Source organism: Burkholderia territorii (assembly GCF_001718335.1).
Lineage (GTDB): Bacteria > Pseudomonadota > Gammaproteobacteria > Burkholderiales > Burkholderiaceae > Burkholderia > Burkholderia territorii.
Genome location: NZ_CP013367.1, coordinates 181,547 through 206,531, shown reverse-complemented (window position 1 = coordinate 206,531; position 24,985 = coordinate 181,547). Strand labels below are relative to the sequence as shown.

Here is a 24,985-nt window from a genome sequence, read left to right as displayed (position 1 = left end):
AGACGATCAACACATCAACTATTTGTAACTACGTCAGTTTCATTTAATCTGTGCGCACTCAACTTCTACCAGGGGTCTCGTCATGTCGCTTCGTCGTCTGATTTCTTCCATGTTTGCCGCCGCCGCGATGTTCGGCGTCGCGTCTGCGAGCATCGCCGGGCCGCTTACCGTCGATGTCTACAATCCCGGTACCAAGGGAATCTTCCCGGTTTCGTCCGAGATCGTGTCGGGCAAGACCGAAGCCATCCTGATCGACGCCCAATTCCAGCGCGACGATGCCAAGGCACTGGTGAGCCGGATCAAGGCGACCGGCAAGACGCTCAAGGCGGTCTACGTGAGCCACGCCGATCCCGATTATTACTTCGGACTGGACACCATTCACGCGGCATTCCCGGACGCGAAGATCGTCGCGACGCCGCAGACGATCGCCGCGATCGAGGCCAGCAAGGACGGCAAGCTTGCGTACTGGGGCCCCATCCTCAAGGACAATGCGCCGGCTTCGGTGATCGTGCCGCAGCCGCTCGCCGGCGACACGTTGCGCGTCGACGGGCAACCGCTGCGCATCGTCGGGCTCGACGGCCCGACGCCCGATCGCACGTTCGTCTGGATTCCTTCCGAGCGGACCGTGGTGGGCGGCATCCCGGTCGCCGCGAACATCCACGTGTGGATGGCCGACACGCAGACGCCGCTGTCGCACGCGAACTGGCTCGCGACACTCGACCGGATCGACGCGCTGAAGCCGGCGCGCGTCGTGCCCGGCCACTACCTGCCCAATCGGGATGGCAGCCTGCCGTTCACGACCGGCGTCGCGTTCACGCGCGCGTATCTGACGGCGTTCGACCAGGAGACGGCGCGCGCGACGGATTCGGCCGCCCTGATCGCCGCCATGGACGCACGCTATCCGGGGCTCGGCGAGAAGTCGTCGCTCGAGTTGAGCGCGAAGGTCGCGAAGGGCGAGATGCAGTGGCCCGCGCCCGCCCCGTTTCCGGCCGCAGGCAAGACGGCGCGCGTGCAATTCGGCGATACCGTATTCGAACTGCGCTTCAAGGACGACAAGACAATGTCGTTCGTCGGCACCGCCGGCCAGTTCAAGGGCGTAACGGATACGGTGCAGTACACCGCGCGCGAGATTCGTCCGCAGGTGTACATGGTGTACTGGCATGAGCCGGCCACGGGTTCGAACGTCGTGCACGTCGAGGATTTCGCGCGCGGCACCGTGAACACGAACATCTCGCTGAAGGACGGGCAGTTCCTGCACATGGCAGGTACGTTGAAGCTGATCGATCCGCAGTGACCGAACCGGCACCGTCGATTCGGTGCCCGCCGCCGCGTCACGACCACTCTTCCGGCGGCATCTCGCCGCCGTCGTCCTCCCAGTGCGGCTCGCCGGTCTCGTGGCGGCCGCTCGGCGCCACCGGCCCGTTTCCGCTGCCGCGTTCGGGCCGCCGTCCTGCGTCACGCGCCGTTCTCGCCCGCACCCGTGCCCGCGTGCGGGTCGGCGCCACGGTCCGCTGCTCGCCACCGCGGCGCTCGTCGGTCGACGCCGCATCGTTCGTCTGTCGCATATTCGAAGCTGCGTTCATGTGTCCTCTCCCGAATCGTCGAAGGATTCCGTCGCCCCAGCGCAGCAATTTCGATGCCGCGCAGCGGGCAGGCGCATTGCTACGTCCGTTCGTATCGCAACGATTGCCGGAGGTGACCATGACGACCGCTCCCAGCACGGCGCCCGCCACGCGCCGTCGTCTCGGCGAATGGATGGCCCGCGAGGAATCGCATTTGGCCGCGTATCGCGAGGCAATCGCCGCTGCCGCACGCGCGCATGCCGGCGAACGGCTGCGCACGCCGGCCGTGCAGGCGCTCGCGCAACTGTTCGACGACGATCCGGTGCTGCGCATGAACCTCACCCGCGCGATCGGCGAGGCACGCGAAGCAGGCCGCACGCTGGGCTACGCATCGATCGCCGAACTGATGACGGTGATCGATCATCTGATGACGTACACGCCACCCTTCAGCGAATCGAGCCTGATCGTGTGCCCGCTCAACGCGTTCCTCGACTGGCCGATGTGCATGCCGTCGGGCCACGCGGTGTTTCGCGACCCGACGGTCAACGCGCATCTGAAGCAGGTGCTGAACGTGTGGTGCGACTTTCTCGGCGGCCCGCATTCGCGCACGCATCTCGACACGTCGCCGCCGGACGGCTGGTTCTGCGACGAAGCGCGCAAGCGCCTCGGCCTATCGCAATTCCAGTATCGCGAGGACCAGCCTCACTGGGGCTTCGACTCGTGGAACGACTTCTTCACGCGGCGCTTTCGTGCGGGCGCGCGGCCGGTCGCGGCACCGGACGATGCGCATGTGATCGTCAGCGCGTGCGAAGCCGCGCCGTATCACACGGAATCGAACGTGAAGATCCGCGACACGTTCTGGATCAAGGGCCAGCCGTATTCGCTGCGCGACATCTTCACGCCAGCGCGGCTGCCGCTCGCCGAGCGGTTCGTCGGCGGCGACTTGTACCAGGCCTATCTGAGCGCGTACAACTATCACCGCTGGCACGCGCCGGTGCGCGGCACCGTCACGCATGCGTATCGCGTCGACGGCACGTACTACTCGGTCGCCGAAGCGGAAGGCCCGGACCCGGCCGGCCTCAACGACTCGCAGGGCTACATGACGGCCGTCGCCGCGCGCGCGATCGTCGCGATCGACTGCGACGACCCGGGGATCGGGACCGTCGCGGCGGTGTTCGTCGGAATGGGCGACGTTTCGTCGTGCGTCGTCGAAGTCGTGCCGGGGCAGCGCGTCGACAAGGGCGACGAGATCGGCTATTTCCAGTACGGCGGCTCGACCTACTGCCTGCTGTTCGAAGCAGGCGTGATCGATCGCTTCCTGTGCGCGCCGCCGTTCGACGGCGACGCACCGGTCGTGCAGGTCAACACGCCGGTCGCGATCGCGCGCTGAGCCGCGCAGCGGCTGCGCGCGAGCGCATCATGCATCGCGTGTCACGCGTCGGCGCCGCCGGCGCCGTGGCCGTCGTGCCGCTGCACGCAGCGGACGACGGTCAACCCGTCGTCGGTCAGCGCCGGGCGGCTCGCGCCCGACGCGTCCCGGCGCATCACGATCAACTGTCGTTCGAGCAGCGCGACGATGTCGTCGCGGTCGGTCTGGATCTGTTCCGGTGCGCGATGCACCAGGAACAGCGCGGCGAATTCATGGGCGGTCAGCATGCTCGTATCCCCGTTGGCGGCTACGCACGATGCAGCGGCGGCATCGCGGCGACGCGCGGCGCGCAAGGCGCGCCGGCGACGACAGAAGCATGCAGGTAGCGTGCCAGATGGCGGGACGCGGTCGCGCCGCGTGCGAGCGGCGTGCGGCGCGATGTGTCACCGCAAGCGCGCGACGCGCCGCTGCAAAGTTTTCAACGGCGTGTAAGCACGCACGCGAGCGCGACGCCGGCCCGCTCGCGCAGCCCGGCCGATCACGACTTCCTCGAACGGAACAGCCCGGCCCGCGCCGTTTTGCCGGCTGCCGTGTCGCGCACGCGGAAATAGCCGCTGTGCAGTTCCACGCCGCCCTTGCCGTCCGCGAGCACTTCCTCGCACGCGGCCTCGATGCGCGCACGGCCGCGCTCGAACGCGTCGCGCAGGTCGGCTTCGAGCGCCGAGCGCGCGCCGAAATGGTCCTCGAGCGCCTCGACCGTGATCGCGCACGTAAGCGGCTTCCCGTCGACGTCGACGACGAAGCGCATCTGCAGCGCCGCGCCGTCGAATTCCGGCGGCGCGTCGGTCAACGTCACGTGACGGATCGAATCGGCCGGCATCGCTCACGCCCCTCGCGACGCGAGACACTGCACCAGCGCGCCGTTGAAGGCGGGCAGATCGTCGGGCTTGCGGCTCGTGATCAGGTTCCCGTCGCGCACGACCTCCTGGTCGACCCATTTGCCGCCCGCGTTGCGGATGTCGTCCTGCAGGCTCGGCCAGCTCGTCATCGTGCGGCCCTCCACCAGCCCCGACGACACGAGCAGCCAGCCGCCGTGACAGATCACGCCGATCGGCTTGCCCGCACCGACTGCGGCCGTCACGAATTCGCGCGCGGCCGTCACCATCCGCATCGCATCGCCGTTGACGACGCCTCCGGGCAGCACGACGGCGTCGTAGTCGCCTTCGCGCGCATCGTCGAACGTGCGGTCCACCTTCACGCGCTCGCCCTTGTCGACGTGCCTGAATCCCTGGATCTCGCCGCCCTTCTGCGAGATCACGTCCACCTGTGCGCCTTCGGCCTTGAGCGCGCGCTGCGGTTCGACGAGCTCGGCTTCCTCGAAGCCGTCGACGGCGAGTATCGCCACCTTGCAATGATCCAGCTTTCCGGTCATGGAGCGCTCCCTGTGATGTTGCGGCACCGGTCGTGCCGTGCCGGTCGCGCCGCAATCGGCGTGCCGCGCGGGATGACGTCGCGCAGCCATCGTCTCCATGGGGCATGACCCGCAATCGCGAAGGCACTCACGCACGCGAGCGGCCGCGCGACGCACAGGCCGACCCGCCGTCATGCCGCGGATGCGGGCATCTGCAAAGATTTCAACGGAGATGTAACCGGAATGCCTGGCGGCGGCCATCCGGCGCAATCATGCACGGCCACGTCCGCGGCCGCGCGCGGGCCGCTGTCGGCCCGGCATGCTCACTGCAGATGGCGCGCCGCGTCGAGCATCGCGTCGGTCAGCTCGACCGTCAGCGTCAGGTCCTCGGTAACGTCGGGCAGCGTATCGAGCGTGGCCTGCACGGCATCGTGCAGCATTGCGTGCACGCGCATCCGCGCGCCGTCGTCGAGATCTGCGTAGCGCTGCATCGTGTCGCAGTCGAGCGCGAGCACGACCGAGTGCCGCGGCGTCTCGGGCCGCGCGTCTGGCGCCAGCGCCCATGCCGCATGAAACGTGATCCTGCCGGTCTCGACGTCGAGATGGACCGTCGTATCGAGATCGTCGGTGTCGACCTCGTCGGTGTCGAGTTCGACCGGGTCGAACGAGGTTCGGTGATTCGAGTCCATGATGTGCTCCCGCGTGGTGGCAGGTGCCGGCCCCGCGGCCGGCCCCGCCATCGCGCCGCGCCGGTCGCGCCGGCGCGACACCGTGATCGTCAATAGCCGCTCGAGCCCGCGCTGCCCGTACCGCCCGCGCCGCCGCCCCCGGAGCCTGTCGCGCCCGACGAGCGGCCGTTACCGGCACCCGCACCGGTGCCGCCCTCGCCGGCGCCTACGCCGCCCATGCCGGCGCTGCCTCCCGCGCTGCCGCCGCCGTTGGCGCCGCCCGTGCTGCCGCTGCCGCCCGTCCCGGCCCCGCTCGGGCCGCCCGGTTTGGTCCGCACATGCGGGCGCGCGTGCGAACGCGTGGCGCGCGGCTCCTGCATGCGCGTCGCGGGCGGCGGCGCTGCCGTATTGCCATTCGTCATACCGCCGCCGGTGCCCTGTGCCGATGTGTCCGGCGGCGACAGGATCGGCGCACCGGTGCCCTCGTCTGAGCGCTGCGAATTCTGCGCCCATGCGGCCGGCGCGGCCGCGACGAGTGCGACGGCCGCGCACGCAAGAACTCGGCGCGCGGCAGATTTCGATTCGAATACTGGCTTCATGGAACGTTCTCCCTCAATGGAACGGCTGTCGTGGAATTTCCTGCGCCCATGGTCCAGCAAGGCACGTGCCGTCGGCGATGCGCGGCACATCGCTTGCTGCGCAGCACGATCGACCCGTACGGAGCCCTGTCATGCCTTCAGCTACCGCCTCCCGTCCGCACGGCAAACGCGTGACGCGCCGCCCCGGCCGCGCGCGCAGCAACGATCCGCATCACCGCAAGCGCTGGTCCGCCGATGTCATGCGAAAGAGCGATGCGCTCGACATCGAACCCGAGATCTTCAAGTCCGACGACCCGGGCGAGATCGCGGCATCGCTCAAGCGCTCGGCCGAGCACAGCCGCCGCCGCAAGGCGCCGCCGTTCCAGTCGGCCATGTCGATGCTCAACTTCTACGTGAACCGCGCGGGCCGCAACCTGCCGAAGACGCGCCGCGCGACGCTCGAACGCGCGAAGCGAAAACTGCGCGAGGCGTTCGGCCGCAAGCCGTGACGCCGTCCACCCGCTCCGTATCGACTCACTCCGCCAGCACGCAATGCATGAAACGCTGTGGTATCTGATCATCGGCGCGGTGCTGATGAGCATGGGCGTCGCGACGTCGGCGCTACGTCATCTGCCGTGCAGCAGCGCGATGATCTATCTCGCGCTCGGCGTCGCGCTCGGCCCGTCCGGCGCCGGGCTCCTGCATCTCGACATCGAACGCGACGCGCCGCTGTTGCGCGAGATCGTCGAGGTCGCGCTGCTGGTGTCGCTGTTCGCGATAGGCCTGCGCCTGCGCGTGCCGCTGTCCGACAAGTTGTGGCTCGTTCCCTGCCGGCTCGGCCTGCTCGCGATGGTCGTCACCGTGCCGCTGCTCGCCGGCTGCGCGGTGCTGACGCTGGGGCTGGGATGGGGGCCCGCGCTGCTGCTCGCGGCGATCCTCGCGCCGACCGACCCGGTGCTCGCGCACGACGTGCAGGTGCACGATCCCGGCGACCGCGACCTGGTGCGCTTCGCACTGTCCGGCGAGGGCGGGCTGAACGACGGCATCGCGTTGCCGTTCGCGCTCGCGGGCCTCGCGCTGTGCGGCGCGCCCGGCACGCCGCACGCGCAGCCGGCCCTCACCGGCGCGTTCGCGCTTGCCGTGTTGTGGGGCATCGCGGGCGCAGCCGCGATCGGCGGCTTGCTCGGTGCGGCCGCCACCAAGGCGATCGGCTGGCTGCGCACCCGCTACGCCCAGGCGCTCGGGTTCGAAGGCTTCTTCGCGCTCGCACTGATCGTGCTGTCGTTCGGCGCCGCGCAACTCGCGAATACGTTCGGCTTCATCGCGACGTTCGCCGCAGGCGTCGCGATGCGACGCGTCGAGCATCGCGCGAGCGGCGACCGGCGACCGCGCGAAGTCATCGGTCGAATCGACTCGGAAGACGTGGTCGCGACCGAGAAGCACCCGGAGAAGGTGCACGCGTTCATGACCGAATCGGTGCTGGACTTCACGATCGAGCTTGAACGGATCGCCGAGGCGCTCATCATGACGATGATCGGCAGCGTGCTCGCGACGCTGTCGGCCCCGCTCCTGACGTGGAGCTCGATCGGGCTCGCCGTCGTGCTGTTCGTGGCCGTGCGGCCGCTCGCCGTGCTGCTGACGCTGACCGGCTCGCGCGCGACCCACGCGCAGCGGCGGTTGATGGCGTGGTTCGGAATCCGCGGGATCGGCTCGTTCTACTACCTGCTGTTCGCGCTCGAACACGGGCCGGCCAGCGCGGTACGCCCGCTCGCGGCGCCGGTGCTGGCCGTGGTGTCGGCATCGGTGATCGCGCACGGCGTATCCGCGACGCCGCTGATGGACTGGTATTACCGCCTGCAGCAGCGTCGCCGCTGACCGCGCGGGCGACGTCACGATGCATCGAGCCGCGCGCGCATCTGCGCGGTGATGCGCTGCCGCGTGTCGTCGTAGCCTTCCCACGGATCGCGCTCGAGCCGGTCGAGCCGTTCATGCAGCGTGTCGATCGTCCATTGCGCGCCGCCGGTCGTGCCGGGCACTTCGTCCCAGCGCAGCGGCACGGACACGCCCATCCCGGGCCGCGCACGCGTCGAATACGCGGCGATCGTGCTCGCGCCGCGACCGTTGCGCAGGTAGTCAATGAAGATCTTGCCGCGACGATGACGCGGGCCCATCGTCGCGGTGAAACGGTCGGGCAACGCGGCCGCGACGTGCTGCGCGACGGCGCGCGAGAAGTCCTTCACGTCGTCCCAGCCGAGGTGCCGCGTGATCGGCACGACCACATGCAGGCCCTTGCCGCCGCTCGTCTTGCAGAACGACGCGAGCCCCAGCTCGTCGAGCAGCCCGCGCACGAGTTGCGCGGCCTCGATCATCGTGCTCCACGGCAGCGCCGGATCGGGGTCGAGGTCGAACACGATCCGGTCCGGCCGCTCGATGTTCGACGCATGCGCATTCCACGTATGCAACTCGATCGTGCCCATCTGCGCCGCGCCGAGCAGCGCGTCGACACTGTCGAGCGACAGCAGCGGACCGTGCCCCGGATCGAGCCCGGCGTGCTGCGTGACGAACGGAATCTCGCGCCGCTCGGCATGCTTCTGGAAGAACAGCTCGCCCGCGATGTCGCCAGGCGCGCGCACCAGCGACACGGGCCGCCCCTTCAGGTCCGGCAGCAGCCATGGCGCGACCCATTGCCAGTAACGCGCGAGATCGATCTTGCGCGTGCCGCTGGCCGGATCGAGCACGCGGTCGGGATGGGTGATACGCACGCGGCCGAGGCGGTCCGGGCCGGTATCGTCGCTGCCCGTCGTGCGGGCGGATGCGCGCGAGCGCGCGGAGTGCTCGCGGCCATTCGCGTCGTGCGACGCGTGCTTCGCGCGGTGTTTGTCGTCGTGCGTGGTCTGACGTTGATCCATCGCCACCTCCGTATTCGCATGTTTCGGCACTTCGCGGACGATCTGCGTGGCCGGCTTGTCCTCGCGCAGCGCGACGAACGCGGCCTGCCGCACGATGCCGTCGCCGGTCCACTCCGCGAATTCGCATTCGGCGACGAGCGTCGGCTCGATCCAGTGCACACGTGTGCGCGAGCGCTCGCGCGGCGGCGGATCGAACGGCGCCGTATCGCGCTCATGCTTGCGCAGGATCGACGCAAGCCGGTCGAGCATGCGCGCGTCGAAGCCCGTGCCGACCCGCCCGACATAGCGCAGCGGTGCCGGCCCGCGCGTGCGCTTGCCGCCCGGCGCCGGTTCGTGCACGCCGAGCAGCAGCGCACCGAAGCCGTGACGGCTGCCCGATGGCTCGGTATAGCCGCCGATCACGAACTCCTGCCGGCGCCTGCATTTGAGCTTGATCCATGCGGGCGAACGTCCCGCCCGATAGCGCGAGTCCGCGCGCTTGCCGATCAGCCCTTCGAGACCGGTATCGCATGCGCTCGCGATCAGCGACGCAACGTCGTCGCCGAGATCGGGCGAAAAGCGCACTCGTGCGGGGTCGCTGTCGGCCAGCAGCGGTTCGAGCAGCGCGCGGCGTGCGGTGAGCGGTGCGTCGCGCAAGTCGTGTCCGTCGAGATAGGGCAGATCGAATACGAACAGCGTGACCGCATCCGAGCGTCCCGCACCGAGGGCGTTCTGAAGCGCCTGGAAATCGGGAAGACCGTTCGCGCCGAGCACGACGGCCTCGCCGTCGAGCCATGCGTCGTCGACGGCGAGCGCCCCGAGCGCCTCGCGTTGCGCGCGCAGCTTCGCGGTCCAGTCGCGACCTTCGCGCGTCATCAGCTTCACGTGCCGGCGCGTGCCCTTGCCGGAAATGCGCGCGAGGATCCGGTAGCCGTCGAATTTCAGTTCGTAGCGCCAGTCGCCCTGGTGCGGCGGACCGTCGACCAGCGTCGCGAGCTGCGGCGCGACGCGCTCGGGCAACGGCGCGCGCACCGCGCCTTCGATCGCGGACGGATCCGCAGGCGCGCGATCGCGGTCGTCTCGAGCGCGGTCGCGGCCGTCATGCCGCGCGCCGCGCGCGTCGTGCTTTCCGGCCTCGTCGCCGCGGCCGCGCGGCGCCGCACGCGTGCGCTTCGAGCCGCCGTTCGAATCCGCCCGCGCCGCCCGCCCGGCCCCGTCATGCACACTCCCCGGCCGCTCGCCGACGACGTCGAATTCATCCGCGCCGCGCGCATCGTCGTCGCGCTCCTTGATCAGCAGCCACTGCTCCTGCCGCCCCTCCTGGCGCCCGCTGCGCACGAGCGCCCAGCCGCCGTGCAGCTTTTCGCCGTCGAGCCGGAACGTCAGCTTGCCCGCGCGATAGCCGTCGCGTGCCTGCGCGAGTCCGCCGTCGGGCGTCCACGTGCCTTCGTCCCAGACGACGACCGACCCCGCGCCGTAATGCCCGGCCGGAATCTCGCCTTCGAACGACGCATATTCGAGCGGATGGTCCTCGACATGCACGGCAAGACGCTTCACCGACGGATCGAGGCTCGGCCCCTTCGGCACGGCCCACGACTTCAGCGTGCCGTCGAGTTCCAGCCGGAAGTCATAGTGCAATCGCCTTGCATGATGTTCCTGGATCACGAAGCGCAGCGGATGGCCGGCACGCGCGCGCGCGCGAGCGGCCGGCTGCGCATCGGCCTTCGCCTTCGCCCGCCGACGCCCGTGCGCGCCTTCGGGTTCCGGCGTCTCGCCGAAGTGGCGTTTGCGGCGATATGGATCGAGCTTGCCGGGCATGGCATCACCTCGCTTCGCGCCGCGTCATGCGGCATGCTTGCGGCGCGCAGCCGTTTTCTTCGCGGCATGGTCGCCGGTCGCGGCGCGTTTCGCGGGCGATCGTTTCGCCGCGGCGGTCTTCGCGGCCGCGCCCTTCGCGGCGGCCTTCGAAGCCGGCTTGCGGCGCCCGCCGTCGCGCGACGACGAAGGCGCCCGGTCTGCATTCTCGTCCTCGTCGCCCGCATCGCGCAGATCGGCCGCACGCGCTCCGCCGCCGCCTTTCAGGCTGCGCTTCAGCAATTCGGTGAGGTCGACCACGTTGGTCGCCGCGCGGTTCGTCTGCGCGGGGCGTTCCTCGATCTCCTCGATCTTGCCCGCGCGTACCTTGCGCTCGACCAGCTCGAGGATGTCGTCGCGGAACGTATCGTGATATTGGTCGGGCGTCCATTTGCCGGCCATGTCTTCGATCAGCTTCTTCGCCATGCCGAGCTCGCGCGCGGTCACGCCCGCGCGCTTCGCGTCCTCGGCCGGCACCGACAGCTCGTCGAGCGGTCGCAACTCATCCTGCCAGCGCAGCGTATCGAGCGCGAGCAGCGGCCCGACCGGAATCAGCGCGCCGAGATGCTGGCGGTCGCGCATCACCACGAGGGCGATGCCGATCTTGCCGCTGTCCTTCAGCGCGTCGCGCAGCAGCGCATAGACCTTCTCGCCCTTGCGGTCCGGCACGAGATAGTACGGTGTGTCGAGATAGAGGAACGACACGGCGTCCTCGTCGACGAAGGTCAGGATGTCGACGGTCTGCGTCGATTCGGGGTTCGCCGCGCGGATTTCGTCGTCGGTCAGCACGACATAGCGCTCCTTCTCGTACTCGTAGCCGCGCACGATGTCCTCGCGCGTGACTTCCTTGCCGGTACGCTTGTTGATCTGCCGGTAGCCGATCGGATCCATCGACCGCTTGTCGAGCATCCGAAACGACGGCTTCACGGTGCGCGTCGCGGGAAAGAGCTGCACGGGCACGTGAACGAGCCCGAAACTGATCGCACCTTTCCAGATCATCCGCGGTGCCATGAGTGTCCTCCTTGCCGCTTGCATGCGCGCCCGGCGGCGCCCGCATGATGTCATGCCGTCGGGTTGCGGCCGATGGCCGGCTCGCGGAGCTGCGTCATGCGCGCGTCCTCGTCATATCGGTTCGGTGAAGGACGGCGGCATGCGGGACCGCGTCGCGGCGCGCACGGAGCCGTCACGGAACGCGCACGAGCCGCGCGGCGCGTGCCGCGACGGCTCGCCGCGTTGTCGCGGCAGCCTGCCGCCGCGACGTCAGGGCGCGCTCAGCGCGCGATCCAGTTCCTCGCGCGTCACGTCGAGCGCGACGCTGCATTCGATCTCGGCGTCCTCGACGCGCGGCTTCTCTTCATCCACCGCGCGTCGCGCCATGTCGCACACATGCGTGCGCACGCGCAACCGGTCGGCGGCACCGAGCGACGCATAACGCGCGAGGACGTCCGGCTCGAAGCGCAAGTCCACCACGCAGCGCCACTGACGCGCGCTCGCCTCGGCCGGCACCCGCACCCACAACACCTGGATCGTCAGCCGCCCGGACGCATCGTCCGCGTGCACGACGAGGGTCGACTGAGACGGAAAGCCGTTCGCAAGCGCACTTTCGAGTTCAGCGATGCGCTGCGAACGGTCGGGCGTGACCGTCATCGGCGCACGACCCCCAGCAGCAGCGTGACCAGAAAGATCACGACGAAGATGTAGAACAGGATCTTCGCGATCTCGGCCGCACCGGCCGCGATCCCGCCGAAGCCGAATACGGCCGCGATGATCGCGATGATGAAGAAGATGATGGCGTATCGAAGCATGAATTCCTCCTGGAGTCCTGACAAACGACGATCGTCGACGCGTTTCGCCGCCGATCAAGAATCGTGCTTGTGCCTGGGTTTGCCGTGGGTCGGCGTCGAAGCCATTTTTTCGAGTTCCTTTTCGCTCATCGACTTGGCCATCGACTTCGAAGGCGGCTTCAGATCCTTCATCTTGGTGTCGCCGCGCTTCGCGGACAGGGCGGCCCCTGCGGCGCGTTGCTGGGCCTGGGACTTGGCTGGCATGGCATTCCTCCTCTCGGTGGTGCGCACGGCCCCTCGTTCAGCGGACCGCGCGCGGTTCGGACGGTATCGTCATGCGGCGTCGCGCCGGCGCAGTTCGGCGGGCGGAATCTTCATCGCCTGGCGATACTTGGTCACCGTCCGACGCGCAAGAAGGATGCCGCGCCCCGCGAGGTTCTGCGCGAGCGCGACGTCCGACAGCGGATCGGTGTGGCGCTCTGACGCGATCATGTCGCGGATCAGCACCTTGGCGGCCGACGCCGAACACACGCCCTTGCCGGCTGCTTCCAGCTTGCGCGGGAAGAAATGCTTGAACTCGAACGTGCCGTGCGGCGTGGCCATGTACTTGTTGCCCGTCGCACGCGACACGGTCGATTCGTGCAGGTCGAGCTCCTCGGCGATGTCGCGCAGCACGAGCGGCTTCATCGCGATCTCGCCGTAGCGGAAGAAATCGCGCTGCCGCGCGACGATGCATTCGCCGACGCGCTGGATCGTGTCGAAGCGCTTCTGAACGTTGCGGATCAGCCAGCGCGCCTCCTGCAACTGCTGGCCGAGCGGCGAATCGCGCTCGCCGCTCGACTGTGCGAACAAGGTCGCGTAGCGCTCGTGCAACCGCGCGCGCGGCAGCACGGCCGGGTTGATCGTCACGATCCATTCGTCGCGCACCTGGCGCACGATTACGTCGGGTATCACGTAGTCGCCGCGCGCGCTGCCGTAATGATTGCCGGGACGCGGGTCGAGCGTGCGCACCAGCGCGCACGCGGCCTGCATCGTCTGCTGGCTGCAGCCCAGACGGCGCTGGATTTCCGCCGTCTCGCGCCGCGCGAGCCGTTCGAGATGGTCGCGCGCGATCGCCTTCGCCTCCGCGAGCGCCGGCGTGCCGGCCGGAATCGCATCGAGTTGCAGGACCAGGCATTCGGACACCGAGCGTGCGGCGATGCCCGGGCGGTCCAGCATCTGCACGAGGCGCAGCGCGACCGCGAGATCCTGTTCCGACAGCAGCAGCGCCGGATCGGCCGCGACCAGCAACTCGCCCAGCTCCTGACGCAGATAGCCGTCCTCGTCGAGCGCGTCGATCACGATGCGCGCCGCTTCGCGGTCGCGCTTGTTCAACGGATAAAGACGTAGCGCGTCGTGCAATTGCTGGTGGAGCGACGGCTCGGCCGCCATCCACTCGCCGGGCGACAGGTCGCTCGCGTCGTCGCCCTGGCGGCTCGTGCCGCGCGGCGCCGGAGCGGCCGTGTACGACATCTCGCCGTCGGGCGGACGCACGTCGTCGCGCTCGGGCGCCGGATCGGGCGCCGCCGCCTCGACGGCGGGTGCGGGCGCGTCGGCGGCGACTTCGTCATCGCCCTGGCCATCTTCGAGAAATGGATTCGAGTCGAGCGCCTGCCGCAATTCCTGCTGGAATTCGAGCGAAGACAATTGCAGCAGGCGAAGCGACTGCTGAAGCCTCGGCGTGAGTGCCAGATGCTGTCGCATCTGGAGCGCAAGCGTGACGGACATCGATGCCCTCCTGACAGTGTGCGAAATTGCGTTCGAACAAAATTACGCAGCTTCCATGCCAAGGCGGCAAAGCGCCGTCTGTCGGGGCTCTGGCGGGTTCGTACCCCCTGTGCGGCGCGTTCCGGTGGCGCCTTTTTTACAAGTGCCGGCAAGTTAGGGGCACGGAATTCGCGCCGGCCGCACGCGCGGCGTCCCGCGCACTCAGTACTGCATCGGCGGCGGCGTGCCCGGCGTCGTCGGACCGCCCTGCACACCGTTCGGCCCCGGCGGCGGCACGTCGGGCGCCTCGCCGCCGGCCGCGCCCGCCGGCATCGTGTTCTGCGGCGACGGGCGCGTGTCGTAGCGCGTATTCGCGTCCGGCATCGTCGTGGTCGGCGACGCGCCATGACCGTCCGGCGGCGCCGGCGGTGCACCGCGCGTGCCGTAGGTGCCCTGCGGTTGAGTGCATGCGCCCAGCGCGCACGCAGCGGCGAACGCACAGGCGCCCACACGCATCGACTGGATCGGTTTCATCGGAATCCTCCGTTGAGTCGACGGCACCGGGCCGGCCGTGGCGACACGGCTCAGAGCCGGTTGAAATGGAAATCGCCGGCATACGCGGTCGGCGCGCGGCGCGCCATCATCGTGTCGAACTCGGCGGCGACGCGTGCCAGCGCGCCGCGTTGCCGCTCGGTGCCGGCCTGCTCGAGCGCCGCGAACGCGTCGGTGTCGAAGGTGACGGTCAGCGACGCCGGATGACCGTCGACACGAAAGCCGATATGGAGCGCGCCGGCCGGCTGCTCCTCGACGTGGAACGGCATCGCGCGCGCCTCGAAATGGCGGCCGAGCATCTCGGCCACGTCGCGCAGCATGCCGGGTTTCACGCGGATGCTCATCGCGGCCCCTCCGTGGATCGAGTGAACGCCACTGGCGGTATGCCCGTCGGCGGCACGTGGATCGGCGGCTCCCGCGTCGGCGGCTCGCGTTCCGGCGGCGGCCGCGCGGGCGGATCGCCTTCCGGATCGTGATACGGCTCGGGCGTGCCGGGCGGCAGGTCGTCCGGCGCGGGCGGTTCGGGATCCGGTTCGACGTCGGGCATCGGCGGGTCGGGCCGGTGCAGCGACCGGGCCGGGTTTGGGGTTGCGTCTCGGATCATGGGCATATGGGCGTTGTGCTGTCCTCTGGTGGAATCGGATCGCGCCGCCGTGCGCTCGGCGCCCGGTGCGCGATACGCTGAAGTCCGCAAGCCATGTGCCGGCCGCTCGCATCGCCTGCCGCGCGTCGACGTGCATGCGCGTCAGCCGCCGCGCCGTGCGACGTGTCTTCGCTACACCGCGCGCTGCAATTCTTTCAAGGCCATCGCGCTACGCGTCGTAGGCGGCCATCACGAGCCACAGCTCGTGATCGTCGTCGCGCACCCGCGCGGCGAGCGCGTACGGATCGGCCGGCTCGCACGCGCGCTGCAACGCGAAGCGCGCGGGCTCGGTCGAGCCGAACGTCTCGTCGAGCGGCCGCACGTCCGCCTTGCCCTCGAACATGCGGCGCTCGGGCCGGTAAATCAGCGGCTCCTGTTTCCAGGTGACGAAGTGGCTCTTCACCGACTCGAATCCTCCGCCGCAAATGTTGACTTCATAGCGCACTCCTGGCCGCCGTTTCGGAATCGTCATCGTGCCCTCCCGTTTGATGTGCGTGTGCACGCGCGCGTGGCGCAGCGTGTCGTCGTCGTGGTCGACACCGATGCGGCAAGTCGCGTGCCGTGCGGGTGCAGCGGGCACGTCCGTTGCGCCGTGAGTGGCCCATCGTCACCGACACGGAGCCCCGCCATGAAGGATTCGCCCCGTTCCGGCCGCGACGCGCCGGCGCACGAACCGCATCCCGACCCGTCGCCGCCGCTGAAGGACCAGGACCGCACGAAAACGCGTCATTCGGAACGGCATATCGACAAGCAGCTCGAGGACACGTTTCCCGCGAGCGACCCGCCGGCCACCGGCGGCGTCACGCGCATCGAACCGGACACGCCGCCGGGCACGCACGACGACGGCCCGTGGCAGGACCCGGGCAAGCGCCGCGACGAATGACGGCCGGCCATTCGACGAAACGGACGAAACGCGCGTGCCGGACGGCGCGCCAACGGCACGCCAACGGCACGCCGCTTGCTGAATTGCACGGCCCCGCTTCAAACCGCAAGGAGGACTTCATGCATCGCGTCAACGAAATCATGTCGCAGGACGTCGTGCGCATCGCGCCGACCGACTCGATCCGTCATGCGGCGCAACTGATGGAGCGCTACGACATCGGCGCGCTGCCCGTGTGCGACAACAACCGGCTGATCGGCATGGTCACGGACCGCGATCTCGCGGTGCGCGCGATCTCGGCCGGCAAGTCGCCGGAGACGCGGATCCACGAAGTGGCGTCGGGCCCGATCGAATGGTGTTTCGAGGACGATTCGCTGGACGAGATCCAGCACTACATGGCGGACGCGCAGCTGCGCCGCCTGCCCGTCGTCGATCACGACAAGCGCCTGGTCGGCATGCTGTCGCTCGCGGACATCGCGACGCGCACGGCCGGCCCCGCGCGCGACGACGTCGCGAACACGCTCGAAGGCGTGTCGCAACCGAAGCGCACGTGACGGGGCGATCCTCGCCTCGTCCGACCACCCCGCGCGACCCGCTGGGCCCATTCCGGGCACGGCCGCGCTCCACTCAACCAGGAGGACAACCATGCAGACTTCCGATCGAGGACAGACGCGCATCGTCGGCAAGGGCGCCGCGACGGCGGCCGGCCCGGGCCCCGACGTGATGGCGGCCGACACGCTGGAAGGCGACAAGGTCTATACGACCGATGGCGACGACGTCGGCAAGATCAAGGACATCATGCTCGACGTGCGTTCGGGCCGCATCGCCTACGCCGTGCTGTCGAGCGGCGGCCTGCTCGGCATCGGCGACAAGCTGCTCGCGATTCCATGGAGCGCGCTCACGCTCGACACCGAACGCAAGTGTTTCCTGCTGTCGGTGTCGTCCGAGCGGATCCGCAACGCGCCGGGCTTCGACAAGGATCACTGGCCGGCGATGGCCGACCCGCAATGGGCCGAGCCGCTGCACGAGTTCTACGGCAGCACACCGTACTGGAGCGCGGGCGACGAGCTCGGGCTCACCGATCCGACCGAGGAACTGAACGATCCGCGCGCGCGCGGCCCGCATTGACCGTTCGTGGTGTGCCGGTAGTACAGGCAACGAGCCCCGCGCATGCGGGGCTTTTTTTGGGCTTTTCGACGGATCGGCGCAGCGCGCCGCCCGATTGATAACCATACGACATCAATCCTTCCAAAAATCGCACTTATCGTTTGACCGTCTTCAGGCGAACATTGCCGAAACCACAATAGACCGCTCCCCGGCGCATTCTTCCCGATTTCCCCTGGAGACACCCAGATGCACCCCTCGCCCAGCCTTCCGACCGGACGTTCGAAGGCCGCCGCGGTATTCCGCGTGACGGCCGGCAACTTCCTCGAGCAGTTCGACTTCTTCCTGTTCGGCTTCTACGCCACCCAGATTTCCGCCGTGTTCTTTCCCGCCGCGAGCGAGTTCGCGTCGCTGATGATGACCTTCGCCGTGTTCGGCGCCGGCTTCCTGATGCGGCCGCTGGGCGCGATCGTGCTGGGCGCGTATATCGACGACGTCGGCCGCCGCAAGGGCCTGATCGTCACGCTGGCGATCATGGCCAGCGGCACCATCCTGATCGCGTTCGTTCCGGGCTATGCGACGATCGGCCTGCTCGCGCCCGTGCTCGTGCTGGTCGGTCGCCTGCTGCAGGGCTTTTCGGCGGGCGCCGAGCTCGGCGGCGTGTCGGTCTATCTCGCCGAGATGGCCACGCCCGGCCGCAAGGGCTTCTATACGAGCTGGCAGTCCGCGAGCCAGCAGGTCGCGATCGTCGTCGCGGCAGGCCTCGGCTTCGCGCTCAATCACTGGCTGAGCGCATCGGCCATCGCATCGTGGGGATGGCGCGTGCCGTTCTTCGTCGGCTGCATGATCGTGCCGTTCATCTTCATGCTGCGCCGCAAGCTCGAGGAAACGCAGGCATTCAAGGCGCGCCGGCATCGTCCGGGCATGAAGGAAGTCTTCGGGACGCTGGCGCGCAACTGGGGCGTCGTGGTCGCCGGCATGATGCTCGTCGCGATGACCACCACGAGCTTCTATCTGATCACGGTCTACGCGCCGACCTTCGGCAAGACGGTGCTGCACCTGAGCACGGCCGACAGCCTGCTCGTGACGCTGTGCGTCGGCGTGTCGAACTTCGTGTGGCTGCCGATCGGCGGCGCCCTGTCCGATCGCATCGGCCGCCGCCCGCTGCTCGTCGGCATGACGCTGCTCGCGATTGCCACCGCGTATCCCGCGCTGTCGCTGCTCGCGCATGCGCCGTCGTTCATCAACATGCTGCTCGTGCTTCTGTGGCTGTCGTTCATGTACGGGATCTACAACGGTGCGATGGTCGTCGCGCTGACGGAAGTGATGCCCGTCGAGGTGCGCGTGGCCGGGTTCTCGCTCGCGTACAGCCTCGCGACGGCCGTGTTCGGCGGCTTTACGCCGGCCATCTCGACGGCGCTCATTCACATGACCGGCGACAAGGCCGCGCCCGGCTACTGGATGAGCATCGCCGCGGTGTGCGCGCTGCTCGCGACGTTCGCCCTCTATCGCCGGCACACGGCCACGCTGACGCCGGCGCACTGAAGCCTGATGCCGGACGACCTGCCTCGACTCACAACGGCCAAGACCATGACCATCAAAAACCTGTTCCTGAAACTCTGCGCGAGCGCGCTCGTCGCCACTTCGGCCGTCGCCGCGAACGTGCAGGCCGCCGACCTGCACGTGATGAGCTCGGGCGGCTTCACCGCCGCGTACAAGCTGCTCGGCCCGCGATTCGCGTCCCGCACGGGCAACACGCTCGAGACCGCGCTCGGCCCGTCGATGGGCAAATCGCCCGAGGCGATCCCGAACCGCCTCGCGCGCGGCGAGCCGGCCGACGCCGTGATCATGGTCGGCTATGCGCTCGACGATCTGATTCGGCAAGGCAAGGTGATCGCCGGATCGCGCGTCGAGCTGGCCGATTCGCGCATCGGCATGGTCGTGCGCGACGGCGCGGCGAAACCCGATATCAGCACGGCGGAAGGCCTCAAACAGGTTCTGCTGCATGCGAAGTCGATCGCCTACTCGGACAGCGCGAGCGGCGTCTACATCGAGCGAGAGCTGTTCAGGAAGCTCGGCATCGAGGATCAGGTGAAATCGAAGGCGACCATGGTCCCGCGAATCCCGGTTGCGTCCGTGGTCGCGAACGGCGACTACGAGATCGGCTTTCAGCAGGTGAGCGAACTGCTGCCCGTGAAGGGCGCCACCTTCGTCGGGAAGATCCCCGAGTCGCTGCAGTCCGTCACGCGCTTCGCGGCCGGCATCCCGGTCGGCGCGCAGCATCCGGAGGAAGCGAAGGCGCTGCTTCAGTATCTCGCGTCGCCCGACGTGCAGCCGGATGTGCAATCGACCGGCCTGGATTCCGTTACCGCACGTTGAACACGAACGACGGGAAGGTGCGCGTCAAACCGCCTTCCCGCCGGGCCCGGCGTCGGCTTCATCGGCGCCGTTCGGGCCAGCCGGTGCGCTCGCGCCGAGCATCCGCGCAAGACGCGCACGATCGCACGCGCCTTCGCGCATCGAAACGAAGATCACCGCGCACGCGTTGCTGATCACGCTCGTCAGCGCACGCGCCTCGGACATGAAGCGATCGATGCCGACCAGAAGCGCGACGCCGGCGACCGGCAGGTCGGGCATCACGGCGAGCGTCGCGACGAGCGCGACCAGCCCGCTGCCGGACACGCCGGCCGCACCCTTCGACGTCAGCAGCATGATGGCCAGCATCGCCGCGATCTGCGGCGCGGAAAGCGTCACGTCGCACGCCTGCGCGATGAACAAGGCCGCCAGCGTCAGATAGATCGCGGTGCCGTCCAGGTTGAACGAGTAGCCGGCCGGCAGCACGAGCCCGACGACGCCCTTGTCGCAGCCGAGCGACTCCAGCTTGACGATCAGCCGCGGCAATACCGGCTCCGTGGAAGAAGTCGCGAGGACGATCAGCAACTCCTCGCGGATGTAGCGCAACAGCCGCCACAACGCGAAGCCGTGCAACCGCGCGAGCGGCGCGAGCACCAGCGCGACGAACAACGCGCACGCCACGTAGAACGACGCCATCAGCCACGCGAGCGAGCCGACCGAGCCGATGCCGAAGCGCCCGACCGTGAACGCCATCGCGCCGAATGCGCCGAGCGGGGCGAGCCGCATGATCATCGCGAGCACGCGAAACACGATCTGCGCGACGCCGTCGATCAGCGCCAGCACGGGCCGCCCGGCCTGCGGATACGCATTCAGCGAAAACCCGAACAGCAGCGACAGCAGCAGCACGGGCAGCACCTCGCCCTGCTGGAACGCGCCGAGCATCGTGTCCGGGATCACGCTCAGCGCGAACGCGACGAGGCCGCGCGGTTGCGCGTGCTGCGCGTATTGCGCCAGCACGCTCGCGTCGAGATGGCGCACGTCGACGTGCATGCCGGCGCCGGGCTGCATCACGAACGCGGTGACAAGCCCGAATGCGAGCGCGGCCGCAGTCAGCAGATAGAACAGCACCAGCGCGTGGACGATCGTGCGCCCGATGGCCTTCCCGTTCGCGAGCGACGTGATGCCGGAGACGATCGTGCAGAACACGATCGGCGCGATCATCATCCGCACGAGACCGACGAACGCGTCGCTGAGCGGCTTGAGCGCCGCGCCGGCCGACGGCCAGAAGTGGCCGACGCTCATGCCGAGCGCCATCGCGAGCAGCACTTGCACGTACAGCGAACGAAGCGGTGTTGCCAGCCTCACGGTGCGGTCTTCCTCGATGTCCCGGTCGTTTTCGTCACATGCATCATGCCGATGCATCGCTGCGCGGCGTGCCACCGCCACGCCTTGCTTCGACGACCGCCCGGTGAAACTCCTCCGCGGCCGGCGTCAGCTGGCGTCCGCGCCGTTTCACGATGCCGACCCTGCGCTTGACCGCCGGTTCGACGAGCGGCACGCTGGTGAGCAGCGGATGGTCGTGTCCGGGCATCGCCATCGACGGCACCGCGGCGACGCCGAGCCCCGCCTCGACCAGCCCGAGCATGGTCGTCACGTGGCGCGTCTCGCACACGCTCGGCGCGCGCGGCGCGACGCTCGTCAGTGCCTGGTCGAGCAACAGGCGGTTGCCGGACGTCTTGTCCACCGACACGTATTCGTATTCGTAAAGCTCGCTCCAGGTCACGCGCTTCTTGCGCGCGAGCGGATGATCGCGCCGGCACGCGGCAACGAATCGCTCCTGCAGCAGCAGCTTGAACTCGACCTCGGATTCCTGGCTGCCCATGAAGCTCACGCCGAAATCGGCCTCGCCGCTGATGACGGCGCTCAGCACCTCGTTCGCGCTCGCATCCAGCAGCTTGACCCTGATGCGCGGAAAGCGGCGATGGTAGCTGGCGATCACGTTCGGCAGAAAGTAGTAGGCCACCGACGGCACGCACGCGATGGTCACGTGCCCGAGGCGGCTCGACGAGACGTCGCGGATGCCGAGCAGCGCGACGTCGAGATCGTCCAGCAGTTGCTCGGCGCTCGGCGCGAACACGCGGCCGACCGTCGTGAGCGTGACGCTGCGCGTCGTGCGCTCGAACAGACGCACGCCGAGCGCTTCCTCCAGCTTGTCGATCCGGCGACTCAACGCGGGCTGCGAAATGCTGATCGCCTCGGCGGCCTTCCGGAAGCTTCCCAGCTCCACCACCGCGCGAAACGCCTGCAAGTCGGTCAAATCGAAGTTGATTCCCACGGGCCAAGTCTCCGCATCTCGAATGCCGCGTATTGTGCCCGATTCGGGCAAGCACACCCAGCCGGGAGATGTCCGGCCGCGAAGCCGGGGGGCGCCGCCGTGCCCCGTGCGGCGGGCCAATGAGCGGGGCAAGGGCACGGCCGATACCGTTTTACAAGCTGCGTGTAAGCGCCCCGGGCGGTCACGCTCGCCCGTCGGCGACCATGCGCCGGTTCCGGACAGCGGCGGTGTCGGCGGCATGGCGGCATGGCGGCACCGTGGCGGCGTCCGGCCCGCCGCAAGGTCGAACCGCATCGGGAATCTCTCCGGCAACCGCCCGGTGCCACGACATGGCCCGCGCGCCGATCGACTGCATGCGGCATGCCGGTTGCTGTACGAAGTGCACTGCATCGATGAGGGAGCCGTCAATGCGCGCACTGCCGATGTTCCGACCCGGCCGGTTTTTCGGCCCGCCTGCCGTTCGCCGGCGCGCGCACCGTCGTGCGCCCGTCGATGCGGGCGCCGCGCGGGCCGGTACGGGAAGCGCCGCATGACGCGCGCCGCGCCCGCGAAGCGCGCGGCCGTCCCGGCCGCCCCCGACGACGACGCACCGGCGACGCTCGATGCCTGCCGCCGCTGCGGACTGTGGGAACATGCGACGCAGCCGGTGCCGGGCGCGGGGCCCGCCGACGCGCGCATCATGCTGGTCGGCGAGCAGCCGGGCGACCAGGAAGACCGCACGGGCATCCCGTTCGTCGGCGCGGCGGGCCGCATGCTCGATCGCGCGCTCGACGAGGCCGGGATCGAACGCAAGTCCGTCTATCTGACCAACGCGGTCAAGCACTTCAAATGGGAGCCGCGCGGCAAGCGACGGCTGCACAAGACGCCCGCGCAGCGCGAGGTCGCCGCATGCCGCTACTGGCTCGAACGCGAACTCGCCGCGACGCACCCGCGCGTGATCGTCGCGCTCGGCGCCACGGCGCTGCGCGCGGTACTGCAAGACAACGACGCAACGCTCGAGCGCACGCGCAAGCCGGTGCGCTCGCCCCACGGCAGTCTCGTCGTCGCGACCTACCACCCGTCCTACGTGCTGCGCACGCGTGGCGCCGATTCGCGCGAGCACGCGTACCGGACGCTCGTCGATGCGCTGCGCACCGCGTCGCGCCTCGCGCGCGGCGCCCGCGGAGACGCCGAATGAGCGACCTGCGCGGCGACGACGCGGCGCGGGAACCCGCAACCGCCGCACCCACCGCACCCACCGCACCCGCCGCGCAGCCGTGGTACCGGCGGCTCGGCCCCGGCCTGCTCGCGGGTGCGTCCGACGCCGATCCGAGCAATGTCGCCGTCTATGCGCAGGCCGGCAGCCAATTCGGCTTCCACATGCTGTGGATGATCGTGATCACGCTGCCGATGATGGTCGCCGTGCAGCTCGCGTCGGCATTCGTCGGGCGCGCGAATCGCGAAGGCCTCGTAGCGGGCATCCGCGAGCAGTTCTCCAGCCGCCTCGCCAAGGCGCTGATCATGATGGTCGTAGTCGTCAACGTCGTGAACGTCGGCGCCGATCTCGCCGCGATGGGCGATGCGACCGCGCTCGTCGTCGGCGGCCGCAGCTACTGGTATGCGCCCGTCTACGGGATCGCGTCGCTCATGCTGCAGGTATTCCTGTCCTACGAACGCTACGCGCGCTGGCTCAAATGGATGACGTTCGGGCTGCTCGCCTACGTGCTGGAACTCGGCTTCGTGCACGTCGACTGGCGCAGCCTGCTTCACGCGATCGTGCTTCCGCACATCGCGTTCACCCACGACTATGCGACGACGGCGGTCGCGGTGCTCGGCACGACGCTGAGCCCGTACCTGTTCGTCTGGCAAGCCGCGCTCGAAGTCGAGGAAACCCAGGCCGAGCGCCGCAACGGCGATATCGCATGCGCGCCCGGCGCGCGGCGGGAGACCGAGCGACGCATCAGGTTCGACACCTGGACCGGGATGATCGTGACCAACGCGGTATCGTTCTGCATCATGGTGATCGGCGCGGCCGTGTTCTTCACGAACGGCAGACACGACATCGGCTCGACCGCGCAGGCGGCCGAGGCGTTGCGCCCGATCGCCGGCGAAGCGGCGTTCGTCGTGTTCGCGCTCGGCATCGTCGGCTGCGGGCTGCTCGCGATTCCGGCGTTCTCGGGGAGCGCCGCGTACGGCTGCGCGGAGGCATGGCGCTTCCGGGAAGGCCTGAACGAACCGGTGCGGCGCGCGCCGGCATTCTATGCGGTGCTGGCGGCATGCGTGCTGGTCGGCATCGCGATCTGCTTCAGTCCTGTCGATCCGATCAAGGCGCTTTACTGGAGCGCGGTGCTCAACGGCGTCGCGGCGGTGCCGATGCTCGTGCTCGTGATGCTGTTGTCGCAGCGGCGCGATGCGGCCGGGCGACCCGGCAGCGGGCTCGCGTCGAAGGTGTTCGGGTGGCTGGCGGTCGTGCTGATGGCGGGATCGGTGATGGTGATGGCCATGGACATGCTGCGTTGACCGCGATGGGTGTAGCTTCCGGTTCAGTTGTGTGAGCAACCGTTCGAGCCGGTTGCACAACAACGGCCGATCAACGATATCGGGCAACCGGCCGGCTGCATGCGCAGCACGGCCCGGTTGCCCGACAACCATCGTTACATCATCTTGCCGCGTGACTTTTCGGCACGCGCGGCATCGGCCGCCGACTCGACCTTCTTCACTTCCTCCGGCGGCGGCAGCACCGCCTTGAAGCCCATCGAATCGATCCACATCTCGCGCGCCCAGCCGCGGGTGTGATACAGGTGATGGTCCTCGTCGGCCTCGACTTCATCGTGCGCGGCCTTCAGCGCCTTCGCCGCGTCGCCGTCGGGCAACTGGTCGGCGGCATAGCCGATCAGCTCCCAGTTCAGGTGATCCTTGGTTTCCGCCAGCACCACGCATTCGGCCGCGACCACCTGCGCGACCGCCGGATCGGCCTGCTTCTTCGCCTGCTCGATCACCTGGACGAGCGACTTGCCGGTTGCCGCCACGGCGGCGCGGCCCGGCGACTGCGCATCCGGATCGAGGCCGAGCGTTTCGAATACCTTGCGCAGCACCTCCTGATGATGCATCGTCTCGCGGTGGTACTTCTCCCACTCCTTGTGCAGGTCCTCGTCGGTCGCGCACTGGAGCGCGGCCTCGTAGATCTTCGCGCCGCCAAGCTCGGTCTCGTATGCCTGGCAGAGCAGTTCGAGGATGCCTTCGTGCTTCGATTGCCGTTGGGCCATGACTGCCTCTC

30 protein-coding genes are annotated in these 24,985 nt (G+C 68.9%); 11 read left to right on the top strand and 19 right to left on the bottom strand.

The genetic code is table 11. The features are described from left to right. The first annotated feature begins 82 nt into the window (after positions 1-82). Positions 83-1,294 (top strand): MBL fold metallo-hydrolase, encoded by a 1,212-nt coding sequence (locus tag WS51_RS27125; RefSeq protein ID WP_059452351.1) that lies wholly within the window; start codon positions 83-85, stop codon positions 1,292-1,294. 37 nt (positions 1,295-1,331) lie between these two features. On the opposite strand, the gene WS51_RS27120 is transcribed toward WS51_RS27125, so the two are convergent. Beyond that, the gene (locus WS51_RS27120) at positions 1,332-1,583 is read right to left on the bottom strand and encodes a hypothetical protein (protein ID WP_059452350.1); all 252 of its coding nucleotides are present in this window, start codon (positions 1,581-1,583) and stop codon (positions 1,332-1,334) included. Positions 1,584-1,701: 118 nt separating this feature from the next. Between WS51_RS27120 and WS51_RS27115 the strand changes: the two genes are divergently transcribed. Beyond that, positions 1,702-2,952 (top strand): phosphatidylserine decarboxylase family protein, encoded by a 1,251-nt coding sequence (locus tag WS51_RS27115; RefSeq protein WP_069230104.1) that lies wholly within the window; start codon positions 1,702-1,704, stop codon positions 2,950-2,952. A gap of 41 nt (positions 2,953-2,993) precedes the next feature. Here WS51_RS27115 and WS51_RS27110 read toward each other — a convergent pair whose 3' ends face one another. The 5 genes from WS51_RS27110 to WS51_RS27090 form a co-directional block, all read right to left on the bottom strand. Beyond that, positions 2,994-3,218, bottom strand: coding sequence for a hypothetical protein (locus WS51_RS27110; RefSeq protein ID WP_059452348.1), 225 nt, complete (start codon positions 3,216-3,218; stop codon positions 2,994-2,996). Between the two features lie 251 nt (positions 3,219-3,469). After that, complete coding sequence (locus tag WS51_RS27105) at positions 3,470-3,811, bottom strand: DUF1488 family protein (protein ID WP_059452347.1); 342 nt, start codon at positions 3,809-3,811, stop codon at positions 3,470-3,472. Positions 3,812-3,814: 3 nt separating this feature from the next. After that, positions 3,815-4,363 carry a type 1 glutamine amidotransferase domain-containing protein gene (locus WS51_RS27100; protein WP_059452346.1) on the bottom strand — a complete coding sequence of 183 codons (549 nt, stop codon included), beginning with the start codon at positions 4,361-4,363 and terminating at the stop codon, positions 3,815-3,817. 302 nt (positions 4,364-4,665) lie between these two features. Further along, positions 4,666-5,031: a DUF3022 domain-containing protein gene (locus WS51_RS27095; protein ID WP_059452505.1), complete on the bottom strand. Its 366-nt coding sequence runs from the start codon at positions 5,029-5,031 to the stop codon at positions 4,666-4,668. 89 nt (positions 5,032-5,120) lie between these two features. Next, positions 5,121-5,609 carry a hypothetical protein gene (locus WS51_RS27090; RefSeq protein ID WP_059452345.1) on the bottom strand — a complete coding sequence of 163 codons (489 nt, stop codon included), beginning with the start codon at positions 5,607-5,609 and terminating at the stop codon, positions 5,121-5,123. A 131-nt stretch (positions 5,610-5,740) separates the two neighbouring features. On the opposite strand from WS51_RS27090, the gene WS51_RS27085 reads away from it, so the two are divergent. Next, the gene (locus WS51_RS27085; RefSeq protein WP_059452344.1) at positions 5,741-6,097 is read left to right on the top strand and encodes a DUF3175 domain-containing protein; all 357 of its coding nucleotides are present in this window, start codon (positions 5,741-5,743) and stop codon (positions 6,095-6,097) included. Positions 6,098-6,140: 43 nt separating this feature from the next. Continuing rightward, positions 6,141-7,463 carry a cation:proton antiporter gene (locus WS51_RS27080; RefSeq protein WP_059848817.1) on the top strand — a complete coding sequence of 441 codons (1,323 nt, stop codon included), beginning with the start codon at positions 6,141-6,143 and terminating at the stop codon, positions 7,461-7,463. Between the two features lie 14 nt (positions 7,464-7,477). Here WS51_RS27080 and ligD read toward each other — a convergent pair whose 3' ends face one another. The 10 genes from ligD to WS51_RS27030 all read right to left on the bottom strand — a co-directional run bounded on the left by ligD (position 7,478) and on the right by WS51_RS27030 (position 15,527). Continuing rightward, positions 7,478-10,294 (bottom strand): DNA ligase D, encoded by a 2,817-nt coding sequence (gene ligD, locus WS51_RS27075; RefSeq protein WP_069230103.1) that lies wholly within the window; start codon positions 10,292-10,294, stop codon positions 7,478-7,480. 24 nt (positions 10,295-10,318) lie between these two features. Continuing rightward, positions 10,319-11,341, bottom strand: a complete 1,023-nt coding sequence (ku, locus tag WS51_RS27070; RefSeq protein WP_069230102.1) for a non-homologous end joining protein Ku — start codon at positions 11,339-11,341, stop codon at positions 10,319-10,321. 249 nt (positions 11,342-11,590) lie between these two features. Further along, positions 11,591-11,977, bottom strand: coding sequence for a DUF3022 domain-containing protein (locus WS51_RS27065; RefSeq protein ID WP_069230101.1), 387 nt, complete (start codon positions 11,975-11,977; stop codon positions 11,591-11,593). After that, positions 11,974-12,135 (bottom strand): DUF1328 family protein, encoded by a 162-nt coding sequence (locus WS51_RS27060; protein ID WP_006767422.1) that lies wholly within the window; start codon positions 12,133-12,135, stop codon positions 11,974-11,976. Before WS51_RS27060 ends, WS51_RS27065 begins: the two co-directional genes overlap by 4 nt. Positions 12,136-12,189: 54 nt before the next feature. Beyond that, entirely contained in the window at positions 12,190-12,378 is a 189-nt protein-coding gene (locus tag WS51_RS27055; RefSeq protein WP_038572123.1) for a DUF3008 family protein, read from the bottom strand. 69 nt (positions 12,379-12,447) lie between these two features. Beyond that, positions 12,448-13,881 (bottom strand): RNA polymerase factor sigma-54, encoded by a 1,434-nt coding sequence (locus WS51_RS27050; protein ID WP_059452339.1) that lies wholly within the window; start codon positions 13,879-13,881, stop codon positions 12,448-12,450. A 201-nt stretch (positions 13,882-14,082) separates the two neighbouring features. After that, complete coding sequence (locus WS51_RS27045; RefSeq protein ID WP_059452338.1) at positions 14,083-14,394, bottom strand: hypothetical protein; 312 nt, start codon at positions 14,392-14,394, stop codon at positions 14,083-14,085. Positions 14,395-14,444: 50 nt separating this feature from the next. Then, positions 14,445-14,756 carry a hypothetical protein gene (locus tag WS51_RS27040; protein ID WP_059452337.1) on the bottom strand — a complete coding sequence of 104 codons (312 nt, stop codon included), beginning with the start codon at positions 14,754-14,756 and terminating at the stop codon, positions 14,445-14,447. After that, a complete protein-coding gene (locus tag WS51_RS27035; RefSeq protein WP_059452336.1) occupies positions 14,753-15,022 on the bottom strand; it encodes a hypothetical protein in 270 nt (89 codons plus the stop codon). The genes WS51_RS27040 and WS51_RS27035 overlap by 4 nt, the downstream gene beginning before the upstream one ends. A gap of 202 nt (positions 15,023-15,224) precedes the next feature. Continuing rightward, the gene (locus WS51_RS27030; protein ID WP_059452504.1) at positions 15,225-15,527 is read right to left on the bottom strand and encodes a hypothetical protein; all 303 of its coding nucleotides are present in this window, start codon (positions 15,525-15,527) and stop codon (positions 15,225-15,227) included. Positions 15,528-15,683: 156 nt separating this feature from the next. Between WS51_RS27030 and WS51_RS27025 the strand changes: the two genes are divergently transcribed. The 5 genes from WS51_RS27025 (at position 15,684) to WS51_RS27005 (ending at position 19,418) form a co-directional block, all read left to right on the top strand. Further along, on the top strand, positions 15,684-15,938 hold the full coding sequence (locus WS51_RS27025; protein WP_059452335.1) for a hypothetical protein: 255 nt from the start codon (positions 15,684-15,686) through the stop codon (positions 15,936-15,938). A 119-nt stretch (positions 15,939-16,057) separates the two neighbouring features. After that, a complete protein-coding gene (locus tag WS51_RS27020) occupies positions 16,058-16,489 on the top strand; it encodes a CBS domain-containing protein (RefSeq protein WP_059452334.1) in 432 nt (143 codons plus the stop codon). Between the two features lie 91 nt (positions 16,490-16,580). Beyond that, a complete protein-coding gene (locus WS51_RS27015) occupies positions 16,581-17,063 on the top strand; it encodes a PRC-barrel domain-containing protein (RefSeq protein ID WP_059452333.1) in 483 nt (160 codons plus the stop codon). Positions 17,064-17,288: 225 nt separating this feature from the next. Next, entirely contained in the window at positions 17,289-18,584 is a 1,296-nt protein-coding gene (gene tcuC, locus WS51_RS27010; RefSeq protein ID WP_059452332.1) for an MFS transporter, read from the top strand. Between the two features lie 51 nt (positions 18,585-18,635). Continuing rightward, positions 18,636-19,418 carry a substrate-binding domain-containing protein gene (locus tag WS51_RS27005; RefSeq protein ID WP_059452503.1) on the top strand — a complete coding sequence of 261 codons (783 nt, stop codon included), beginning with the start codon at positions 18,636-18,638 and terminating at the stop codon, positions 19,416-19,418. 24 nt (positions 19,419-19,442) lie between these two features. On the opposite strand, the gene dctA is transcribed toward WS51_RS27005, so the two are convergent. Both dctA and WS51_RS26995 read right to left on the bottom strand, forming a co-directional pair. After that, positions 19,443-20,759, bottom strand: a complete 1,317-nt coding sequence (dctA, locus tag WS51_RS27000) for a C4-dicarboxylate transporter DctA (protein ID WP_059452502.1) — start codon at positions 20,757-20,759, stop codon at positions 19,443-19,445. 43 nt (positions 20,760-20,802) lie between these two features. Next, a complete protein-coding gene (locus WS51_RS26995) occupies positions 20,803-21,729 on the bottom strand; it encodes a LysR family transcriptional regulator (protein WP_059452331.1) in 927 nt (308 codons plus the stop codon). Positions 21,730-22,258: 529 nt separating this feature from the next. Between WS51_RS26995 and WS51_RS26990 the strand changes: the two genes are divergently transcribed. Then, a complete protein-coding gene (locus WS51_RS26990) occupies positions 22,259-22,906 on the top strand; it encodes a UdgX family uracil-DNA binding protein (RefSeq protein ID WP_069230100.1) in 648 nt (215 codons plus the stop codon). Beyond that, on the top strand, positions 22,903-24,228 hold the full coding sequence (locus WS51_RS26985) for an NRAMP family divalent metal transporter (RefSeq protein WP_069230099.1): 1,326 nt from the start codon (positions 22,903-22,905) through the stop codon (positions 24,226-24,228). The genes WS51_RS26990 and WS51_RS26985 overlap by 4 nt, the downstream gene beginning before the upstream one ends. A 134-nt stretch (positions 24,229-24,362) precedes the next feature. On the opposite strand, the gene WS51_RS26980 is transcribed toward WS51_RS26985, so the two are convergent. After that, positions 24,363-24,974 carry a DUF892 family protein gene (locus tag WS51_RS26980; RefSeq protein ID WP_059505162.1) on the bottom strand — a complete coding sequence of 204 codons (612 nt, stop codon included), beginning with the start codon at positions 24,972-24,974 and terminating at the stop codon, positions 24,363-24,365. Positions 24,975-24,985: the final 11 nt, after the last annotated feature.

Excerpts from the sequence above, each read along its gene's own strand:
- WS51_RS27080 (WP_059848817.1), top strand. The coding sequence starts at position 6,141 with ATGCATGAAACGCTGTGGTATCTGATCATCGGCGCGGTGCTGATGAGC.
- WS51_RS27030 (WP_059452504.1), bottom strand. The coding sequence starts at position 15,527 with ATGACGATTCCGAAACGGCGGCCAGGAGTGCGCTATGAAGTCAACATT.
- WS51_RS27100 (WP_059452346.1), bottom strand. The coding sequence starts at position 4,363 with ATGACCGGAAAGCTGGATCATTGCAAGGTGGCGATACTCGCCGTCGAC.
- WS51_RS27035 (WP_059452336.1), bottom strand. The coding sequence starts at position 15,022 with ATGCCCATGATCCGAGACGCAACCCCAAACCCGGCCCGGTCGCTGCAC.
- WS51_RS27110 (WP_059452348.1), bottom strand. The coding sequence starts at position 3,218 with ATGCTGACCGCCCATGAATTCGCCGCGCTGTTCCTGGTGCATCGCGCA.
- WS51_RS27045 (WP_059452338.1), bottom strand. The coding sequence starts at position 14,394 with ATGAAACCGATCCAGTCGATGCGTGTGGGCGCCTGTGCGTTCGCCGCT.
- ligD (WP_069230103.1), bottom strand. The coding sequence starts at position 10,294 with ATGCCCGGCAAGCTCGATCCATATCGCCGCAAACGCCACTTCGGCGAG.
- WS51_RS27105 (WP_059452347.1), bottom strand. The coding sequence starts at position 3,811 with ATGCCGGCCGATTCGATCCGTCACGTGACGTTGACCGACGCGCCGCCG.
- WS51_RS27120 (WP_059452350.1), bottom strand. The coding sequence starts at position 1,583 with ATGAACGCAGCTTCGAATATGCGACAGACGAACGATGCGGCGTCGACC.
- WS51_RS27060 (WP_006767422.1), bottom strand. The coding sequence starts at position 12,135 with ATGCTTCGATACGCCATCATCTTCTTCATCATCGCGATCATCGCGGCC.
- WS51_RS27115 (WP_069230104.1), top strand. The coding sequence starts at position 1,702 with ATGACGACCGCTCCCAGCACGGCGCCCGCCACGCGCCGTCGTCTCGGC.
- WS51_RS26980 (WP_059505162.1), bottom strand. The coding sequence starts at position 24,974 with ATGGCCCAACGGCAATCGAAGCACGAAGGCATCCTCGAACTGCTCTGC.
- WS51_RS27085 (WP_059452344.1), top strand. The coding sequence starts at position 5,741 with ATGCCTTCAGCTACCGCCTCCCGTCCGCACGGCAAACGCGTGACGCGC.
- WS51_RS27040 (WP_059452337.1), bottom strand. The coding sequence starts at position 14,756 with ATGAGCATCCGCGTGAAACCCGGCATGCTGCGCGACGTGGCCGAGATG.
- WS51_RS27025 (WP_059452335.1), top strand. The coding sequence starts at position 15,684 with ATGAAGGATTCGCCCCGTTCCGGCCGCGACGCGCCGGCGCACGAACCG.
- WS51_RS27125 (WP_059452351.1), top strand. The coding sequence starts at position 83 with ATGTCGCTTCGTCGTCTGATTTCTTCCATGTTTGCCGCCGCCGCGATG.
- WS51_RS26990 (WP_069230100.1), top strand. The coding sequence starts at position 22,259 with ATGACGCGCGCCGCGCCCGCGAAGCGCGCGGCCGTCCCGGCCGCCCCC.
- WS51_RS27055 (WP_038572123.1), bottom strand. The coding sequence starts at position 12,378 with ATGCCAGCCAAGTCCCAGGCCCAGCAACGCGCCGCAGGGGCCGCCCTG.
- WS51_RS27065 (WP_069230101.1), bottom strand. The coding sequence starts at position 11,977 with ATGACGGTCACGCCCGACCGTTCGCAGCGCATCGCTGAACTCGAAAGT.
- WS51_RS27020 (WP_059452334.1), top strand. The coding sequence starts at position 16,058 with ATGCATCGCGTCAACGAAATCATGTCGCAGGACGTCGTGCGCATCGCG.
- WS51_RS27015 (WP_059452333.1), top strand. The coding sequence starts at position 16,581 with ATGCAGACTTCCGATCGAGGACAGACGCGCATCGTCGGCAAGGGCGCC.
- WS51_RS27090 (WP_059452345.1), bottom strand. The coding sequence starts at position 5,609 with ATGAAGCCAGTATTCGAATCGAAATCTGCCGCGCGCCGAGTTCTTGCG.
- WS51_RS27050 (WP_059452339.1), bottom strand. The coding sequence starts at position 13,881 with ATGTCCGTCACGCTTGCGCTCCAGATGCGACAGCATCTGGCACTCACG.
- WS51_RS26985 (WP_069230099.1), top strand. The coding sequence starts at position 22,903 with ATGAGCGACCTGCGCGGCGACGACGCGGCGCGGGAACCCGCAACCGCC.
- tcuC (WP_059452332.1), top strand. The coding sequence starts at position 17,289 with ATGCACCCCTCGCCCAGCCTTCCGACCGGACGTTCGAAGGCCGCCGCG.
- WS51_RS27095 (WP_059452505.1), bottom strand. The coding sequence starts at position 5,031 with ATGGACTCGAATCACCGAACCTCGTTCGACCCGGTCGAACTCGACACC.
- ku (WP_069230102.1), bottom strand. The coding sequence starts at position 11,341 with ATGGCACCGCGGATGATCTGGAAAGGTGCGATCAGTTTCGGGCTCGTT.